This window comes from Paenarthrobacter sp. 4246 (assembly GCF_040546855.1).
In the GTDB taxonomy this organism is placed as follows: Bacteria; Actinomycetota; Actinomycetes; order Actinomycetales; family Micrococcaceae; genus Arthrobacter.
In genome coordinates this window covers 255,990-262,955 of record NZ_JBEPOP010000007.1, presented here as the reverse complement: position 1 = coordinate 262,955, position 6,966 = coordinate 255,990, and the positions used below count along the sequence as shown (strand labels likewise).

Sequence of the window (6,966 nt, the reverse complement as noted above, 5' to 3'; positions counted from 1 at the left end):
TTTCTCCCCCCCCCCCCCCCGCCAACCCAACACAAGCGGGCCCCCCCCTTTTTTCCTTGTGCCCCCCCCCCCCAAAACCCCCCCCCCCCCCCCCCCCCCCCCCCCCCGGGCCCCCCCCCCCCCCCCCCCCCCCCCCCCCCCCGCTTCTGTATTGCGTGCTCTAAAGTGCCGCCGGCTCCGCGAGCGGGGCGCGGTGGGCGTGCCCCCGCACCATGATGAGGGCGATGACGGCGATCAGGATGTAAACCATGTTGGCCGGTCCAGCCAGCAACAGCAATGGGCTCTGGGGACCCGCAGCGGCTTGGTCAATTCCGCCCGTGGACAGGAAGAGCGTGGGGTCGTACAAGGCGTGCAGGATGATGGGCCAGATCAAATTGCCGGTGACCCGCAGAGTCAGATACATGCAGATACCGAAGCCAAACGTAAACACCACGGTCACCAACACGGTGACGATCGGCATGCCTGACAGGGCGTTTGCAGAGTGCAGCAGTGCAAAGACCAGGGAGGACAGCACCATAACCACCCACTCGGACTTCCCCGAATCCCGGAGCATCTTCACCACGATGCCGCGCGTCAGGATTTCCTCGGCAAAGCCGATCAGCAAGCCGGTGAGCAGCGTAATGACAACGACGGATGCCTGGTAGCTGCTGTAATTGATGCCCAGAAAGCGCAACACAATGGCGGCCACCAGGAAGAAAGGCGCCGCCCACATCCACCAACTCCCTTTGACCGGCTGCGGTGCGAAGAGCGGCTTGAACCAGCCTACGGAGTACACGAACGCAGCCAGGGCCACGCAGCCAACAATGAGCGAAAGCGTGAGGCCGATGAAGACGCTCTGGGGTGTCCGGAAGATGTCCTCGGCTACTACTTGGTCTCCAGCAAGGGGCCCGATCAGCAGGCCAGCGCCAAGGTAGATCGCCATATAGAGCACTGCCAGCAGGATGGCCCGCCACCAGCCACCCTTGTTCCAGAATGCTTTCCAACGTGACGGATGTACGGCCTGGTCCATGTAGTGCCCCCTTTAGTGTGTGGGACAAAAGATAGTCCCGCTCAAAAATCTACTTCACAGAGGTCCTGCGCCGACTGCCACGCATGCCGGTAATACTCTGCATGAGCCAGCCTTATGGCGGCGTCCTCGTCGATGATCACCGTGGCCCGCGGATGCTGTTGAATGACCGAGCCCGGCACGGCTGAGGAGACTGGCCCTTCCAACGCTGCTGCAATGGCGTCCGCCTTGTTTGCTCCGAAGGCCAGAAGGACCAACTGCCTGGCCCGGAGGATGGTTCCCAAGCCTTGGGTGATGCACTGGGTGGGGACCTCTTCCGGAGAGCTGAAGAACCTGGCGTTGTCCTTCCGCGTTTGTTCGGCCAGCGCCTTGATGCGGGTTGAAGACGCCAAGGAGGACCCGGGCTCGTTGAATCCCACATGCCCGTTGGACCCGATGCCCAGGATCTGGATGTCCACTCCACCTGCCTCGGCGATGAGGGCTTCATACTCCACACCGGCCTGGGTGATACCAGGGCCCGTGCCTCGCGGCGTCCACACGCGGTCCGGACTAAGGCCCAATGGCTCCACTACTTCGCGGGTGATCACTGAGCGGTAGCTCTCAGGGTGCTCCGGCGGGACGCCGAGGTACTCGTCCAAGGCGAAGCCACGTACTCCGGAGACGTCGATGGCCCCCTCCGCGACTATGGCAGCCAGTGCAGAGTAGGTGGTCAGCGGCGTGGAACCAGTGGCCAGGCCCAGCACGGTGGCGGGGTTTGCGATGATCTGCTTGGCAAAGATGGATGCAGCGATTCTTCCAGCCTCGATGGGGTCGCGGACAATGATGACTTCTGCCATAGGGTTTTCCTTTGAGTAACTGGTGAAAATGCGTAGTTAGTCGGCAACGATCGCCGCACCGACAGAGCCAATGGAGAGCCCCGGCGGAACCAACCGGACACGGTCCCCAAGCGCCAAGCCGGAAAGGAATGGGGAGGGAGCGCAGAACCGGGCGAGTTCCAGCTGGATACCGCGGAGAAGTGGTGCGCCCAGGGCGTTCAGGCCGCCGCCGATGTAGATGGAAGCGGGGTCGTAGGTCAGCCCCAGGATTCGAATGGCTGTGGCAGCACCTTCGAAGAACCGCTGCTGAACAACTTTGGCGACCGGGTCGCCGTCGAGCGCCGCGTCAAAAAGTGAGACCGCCGGCCACTGGCCCGGGCCTTTCCACTGACGGGCTATGCCCGACCCCGAAGCGATGAGCTCCAGGCAGCCCTTTTGGCCGCAGGGGCATTCCTCGCCCCGCATCCCAAGGGGGAGGTGGCCGATTTCGCCAGCAGCTCCGGACGTGCCACGGACCACAACGCCATTGCTGACGTAGCCTGCCGCCAGCCCGGTGCCCAGATTGAGGTAGGCGCTGGAACCGGACGCGTCGCTATCGGCCAGTAAGTAGTGGGCTCCGATGGCGGCGGCGTTGACGTCGTTCTCCATCGTTACCGGCAGTCCATGCTCAGCCTCCACCAGACTGCCGAGGTCCAAACCGGCAACGCCAACGTTCACGGCATTGGCGACGTACCCCGTCTCCGTATTAACTGTTCCGGGAATTCCGATGCCCAGCCCGGACACGGTGCAGTCCGCCAGGGTTTCTGCGCCGCGCAGTACGTCGAGGACGCCGAAGAGCGAGCTGAGCAGCGCTTCATTCCCGAACCCGGTGGAACGGCGGACGGTGTGCAGGACGGTGCAGTCCTGATCGATGGCGACCGCTTCGATCTTGGTGCCGCCGATGTCGACGCCGATCCTCACCGTTCGGGCAGCTGAGGGGACAGTCGCGTGCGGGGCGCGCAAAGCGGGGGTGGAACTCAGGGTCATCAGTGATCTTTCGGAGTTGGCACCCAAGTAGTTCGCAGCAGATGCCGTTTTGGGTGCTCAAAAGGGCATCTGCTGCTACTTAGTTGGGTGAGAGGGGGACGGGGCGGCCGGCTTCCAGGCTTTTGTTGGCGGCTTCCACGATCGCGACGATGCTGAGGATTTCCGGCAGCGGTACGTTCGGTGTCCCGCTGCGGATGGAGTTCACAATCCCCTTCAAGAGGCCCACCAGCATGGGCGGGCCGGCTTCGATCGAGAACTCGCAACAGCCGACCTCGGATTCGATGCGCCCCTTGGTGAACGGGCTCCAGTCCGCTCCGCCCGTCATTGCGACCTCGCGGCCGTCTCCCCAGCGCACCGTCACCGTGGTGGCGCCGTCCGCAGGACCCGGCCTCCCGGCGTCGACGGTTACAGTCTCCGGGCAGGCACCGAGCGCAGCCACTGCTAAGTCCACCAGATGTACGCCGTACCAGGCCAGGCCCGGGTGGCCGGGCTGGGTGGGGAGGGGGCCGTCCAAGGAAACAGAGTGATAAGGGCCTCCGGCCAAGGCCGCCTGGAATTCCGGGGTGAACCGCTTGGGGGAACCGGCCAGGACCAAAGTCCCGGAGGCCTGCGCCTGGGCGAGCATGGTCCGGGCCTCAGCCAGAGTGGGAGCGAACCGCGTGTCCACATAGATCGGTTTGCCGAACCGGGCAACGCGCTTGAAGTACACGGGGTGGGTGCGTGCATCCGAGGCCACGATCAGCAGGGCATCGCAGGCCTCGGCCACCTCTTCCGGCGAGTCGCACAGGGTGACGCCAAGTTCGCTGACTTCGTCTGTGAAGCTGTTGATGCGGTCGCGGCCCAGCGGAAAGTCCGACGCCGTTTCCCCCCTCCACGCATGGGTCACCGTGCCGCCGGGGACCACGCCGTCGATGCCGTTCCCGAAGAGGCGCGTAAAGGACGGAGCATGCGGGGAGTCGACGCCGATGAGCCCGAAACGGATGGGCGTTCTCATCCTTTGACCCCGCTGTGCGTGATGCTGGCGACGATGTGCTTCTGCAGCAGGGCGAAGATCACCAGGCACGGGATGAAGCTGACCAGCGTTGCCGCCATGACGTTGGAGGTGGACGCGGTTTCCGTGTTCAGCGTGGCCAGGCCCACGGTCAGCGTGCGGGCAGCATCCGATTGGCCCACCACCAACGGCCATAGAAGATCGTTCCAGTGCCAGAGGAAGACGAAAATGGCCAGGGTTGCCAGGACGGGACGGATCAGGGGGAGCACGATCTGCCAGAAGGTCCGCCATTCGCCGGCACCGTCGATGCGGGCGGCGTCGAACAGTTCCTCCGGCATGTCCCGGACGAACTGGCGGATGAGGAAAATCGCCTGGGCGTTGGCCAGCGTGGGCAGGATCAGGCCCCACAGGGTGTTCACGCCGCCCATCTTGGAGATCAGGATGAAGGTGGGGATCAGGGTGGCCTGGACGGGCACCATCATGGTGGCAATGATGGCCCAGAGCAACGCGTTACGGCCGGGGAACCGCTTGCGGGCCAAGGCATAGGCGGCCATCGAAGCCGTCAGCAGGACAACCACCACGGACACAGCCGAGTACAGAAACGAGTTCCAGAGCCAGAGAGGGAATTCGCCCACGTTGAAGATACGGATGATGTTGTCCAACGTCAGAGACGACGGCAACGCGTAGGGGAGCGTGGGGGCATCCTCCGGGGAGAGGGCCAGGATTGCCACGGCAATCAAGGGCGCAACGGTGAAGAGCGAGATCACCGCAAGCACCCAGGTCAGCGTCCGCTGGCGGCGCTTCTCTGTTGTGCGGCGCGGGCCGGCTGAGGGAATGGAGATGGTGGCAGTCACTTGGAGTCCTTACCTTCGAAGAAGCGCTGCTGGATGAGCGACAGGATGAGCACAATGACGAACAGCACGACGCCGATGGCCGAGGCATAGCCGAAGTCGAAGAACTTGAATCCTTCATCGAACAGGAAGTAGATGAGGCTGTGGCTGGCCCGGGCGGGTCCGCCTCCAGTCATGACGTATATGGTGTCGAAGACCTGGAATCCGACGATCGTCTCGATGACCAGGACAAAGAACACCACGGGCTTCAGCAGGGGCAACGTGACGTACCAGAACGATTTCCAGGCGCCGGCACCGTCAATACGCGCAGCCTCGTGGACTTCGGCTGGTTGTGCTTTGAGCCCGGCCAGGAAGATCAACATGGAATAGCCGAAGCCTTTCCATACGGACACCACGGCCAGCGAGAGCAGGACCAGCAGTTGGGGTCCGGACGTGAAGGGGACGGGGCCCATGCCCAGACCGACCAGAGCGGCATTCAGCGGTCCATCCGTGGAGAAGATCCAGGTCCAGATGATGCCGGCCATGACGAAAGAGCTGAGGTACGGGATGAACAGCAGGGCCCGGAAAGTCCCGGTGAACCGGACCAGTTTGTCCAGGAGGACAGCGCCGGCCAGCGACACGGCGATGATGAACGGCACAAAGATCGCCACGTACAGGAACGTCACCTTGAGGCTTTGCCAGAAGTTGGGATCAGCAGCCAAGCGGGTGTAGTTGTCTGCGCCCAGGAATTCGAAGTCGCCGTTGAGGCTGTACTCGGTAAGGCTCATGGCGCCGGCCCCGAAGATGGGCAGGAACTTGAAGAGACCGAAAATGACCAGGGTGGGCAGGACGAAGAGGATGCCGGCAAGTGCCTCGCGGCTAAGGGCCTTCTTGGCCCCAAAAGGCTTGAGCGGTGGCGCCGTCAGCTCTGGATGTCGGCCGGCCAGCGTGGTTCTGGTGCGGGTGTTTACAGACATGGGGTGACCAATCGGTGGTTGGGCCGGACTCAGGATGCCGAGCGCTGCAGGATGCCGCGGGCTTCTTTGGCAGCACGGTCAAGGGCTTCCTTGGCGCTGACATCGCCGCGGAGGGCAGCTTGGATGTTCGGTGCGAGGGCACCCATGACCTGGCGGGCAACCGGGGAGGGTTCGCCGGGGTTGGCGGACTTCAGGGCCTCGGCCATGGCGAGGGAGTCAGCGTCCGTGCCCAGGGCGGCGGCATCCGTACGTGTGGGCAGGTTGCCGGCAGCGGTGTTGAGGGCCTTTTGGGACTCAGCCGAGCTCAGGTAACTCATCACCTTGTAGGCAGCTTCGCGGTTTTCCTTTTTGTTGATTGAAGTCAGCGCCAGCAATCCAGGGTTGCCGTACGTCGCCTGGACCTTGCCCTGCAACGGAGCACCCAAGGCAACGTTTTCGGCCCCGAGCGCGGCACGCATTTGCTTCAATTCCGGCAGCGACGTGGTGGCCCGCATCGCGGCCTTGCCGGTGGCGATCGGAGCACCTTCAACCTTGGGGCCGTCGGTGGCGGCATCGGCGGGAAGCCCGCCGAGCTTCTTCAAGTCGATCAGCAACTGCAATGCGGAGACGCCGGCCTCTGAGTCGAAGGCGATGTCCTTGGCATCATCGGAGAAGACGGTTCCGCCTGCCTGCCACAACAGCGGATAGAAGGACAGGTTCAACGTCTGTTCAGGGCTGCCTGCGTAATCCATCACGGCGATGCCCTTCTCCGCCAATATCGGCGCGGCGCTGCGGAGATCGTCCCAAGTCTTGGGCAGCGGTACTCCTGCGTCCGCGAAGATCTTGGTGTTGTACGCCGTGGTGTTGATGTTCTGGAACAGCGGAACGCCGAACACCTCTTTGTCGAACGTCGCCGCTTCCAAAGTCGCGGGATAGAAGCTGTCCTTGTCCTGCTCCACGGCCTTGTCCACCGGCAGCAGCCCCCGCACGTTGCGGTAGGTGGCTGCCTGGTCGGGCGTAATGAGCACGACGTCGGGTCCCGAGCCTGCGGCCAGCGCCGCCGAGATCTGGGCGTCCCGCTTGTCGAACGTCTGGAGTTCGATGGTCAGATCGATGCCGGGGTTGGACTTCTCGAAGCTGGCCTCGGTGTCCTGCCAGAACTTCTTGCTCGCCGTCTCGTCCTTGATGACGGGGTACATCCATAGCGTCACCTTGCCAGTGGCCTGGCCGCCGTCGGACGTAGTAGAACCGGCGGAACCGCAGGCGGTGAGGGTCAAAGCGGCGGTAACGACGGCGGCTGTGGCCAATGCGGTGCGGTGCATCTTTCGAATGAACATGGTGG

Annotated in this window: 7 protein-coding genes; all 7 read right to left on the bottom strand. The window is 63.5% G+C overall.

The features are described 5' to 3' along the window. Positions 1-160 precede the first annotated feature (160 nt). The 7 genes from ABIE35_RS15385 to ABIE35_RS15355 all read right to left on the bottom strand — a co-directional run bounded on the left by ABIE35_RS15385 (position 161) and on the right by ABIE35_RS15355 (position 6,961). Positions 161-1,009: a CPBP family intramembrane glutamic endopeptidase gene (locus ABIE35_RS15385; protein ID WP_354516221.1), complete on the bottom strand. Its 849-nt coding sequence runs from the start codon at positions 1,007-1,009 to the stop codon at positions 161-163. Between the two features lie 41 nt (positions 1,010-1,050). Continuing rightward, positions 1,051-1,842: a glucosamine-6-phosphate deaminase gene (locus ABIE35_RS15380; RefSeq protein ID WP_354516219.1), complete on the bottom strand. Its 792-nt coding sequence runs from the start codon at positions 1,840-1,842 to the stop codon at positions 1,051-1,053. A 36-nt stretch (positions 1,843-1,878) separates the two neighbouring features. Next, positions 1,879-2,847: an ROK family protein gene (locus tag ABIE35_RS15375; RefSeq protein WP_354516218.1), complete on the bottom strand. Its 969-nt coding sequence runs from the start codon at positions 2,845-2,847 to the stop codon at positions 1,879-1,881. 79 nt (positions 2,848-2,926) lie between these two features. Next, the gene (locus tag ABIE35_RS15370; RefSeq protein WP_354516216.1) at positions 2,927-3,841 is read right to left on the bottom strand and encodes a Gfo/Idh/MocA family protein; all 915 of its coding nucleotides are present in this window, start codon (positions 3,839-3,841) and stop codon (positions 2,927-2,929) included. Next, positions 3,838-4,692 (bottom strand): carbohydrate ABC transporter permease, encoded by an 855-nt coding sequence (locus ABIE35_RS15365; protein WP_354516214.1) that lies wholly within the window; start codon positions 4,690-4,692, stop codon positions 3,838-3,840. Before ABIE35_RS15365 ends, ABIE35_RS15370 begins: the two co-directional genes overlap by 4 nt. Next, entirely contained in the window at positions 4,689-5,645 is a 957-nt protein-coding gene (locus ABIE35_RS15360; RefSeq protein ID WP_354516213.1) for a carbohydrate ABC transporter permease, read from the bottom strand. The genes ABIE35_RS15365 and ABIE35_RS15360 overlap by 4 nt, the downstream gene beginning before the upstream one ends. Before the next feature lie 29 nt (positions 5,646-5,674). Beyond that, the gene (locus ABIE35_RS15355; RefSeq protein WP_354516211.1) at positions 5,675-6,961 is read right to left on the bottom strand and encodes an extracellular solute-binding protein; all 1,287 of its coding nucleotides are present in this window, start codon (positions 6,959-6,961) and stop codon (positions 5,675-5,677) included. Between the last annotated feature and the right edge of the window lie 5 nt (positions 6,962-6,966).

Coding starts and splice junctions, on each gene's coding strand:
- ABIE35_RS15380 (WP_354516219.1), bottom strand. CDS start 1,842: ATGGCAGAAGTCATCATTGTCCGCGACCCCATCGAGGCTGGAAGAATC.
- ABIE35_RS15355 (WP_354516211.1), bottom strand. CDS start 6,961: ATGTTCATTCGAAAGATGCACCGCACCGCATTGGCCACAGCCGCCGTC.
- ABIE35_RS15385 (WP_354516221.1), bottom strand. CDS start 1,009: ATGGACCAGGCCGTACATCCGTCACGTTGGAAAGCATTCTGGAACAAG.
- ABIE35_RS15360 (WP_354516213.1), bottom strand. CDS start 5,645: ATGTCTGTAAACACCCGCACCAGAACCACGCTGGCCGGCCGACATCCA.
- ABIE35_RS15375 (WP_354516218.1), bottom strand. CDS start 2,847: ATGACCCTGAGTTCCACCCCCGCTTTGCGCGCCCCGCACGCGACTGTC.
- ABIE35_RS15370 (WP_354516216.1), bottom strand. CDS start 3,841: ATGAGAACGCCCATCCGTTTCGGGCTCATCGGCGTCGACTCCCCGCAT.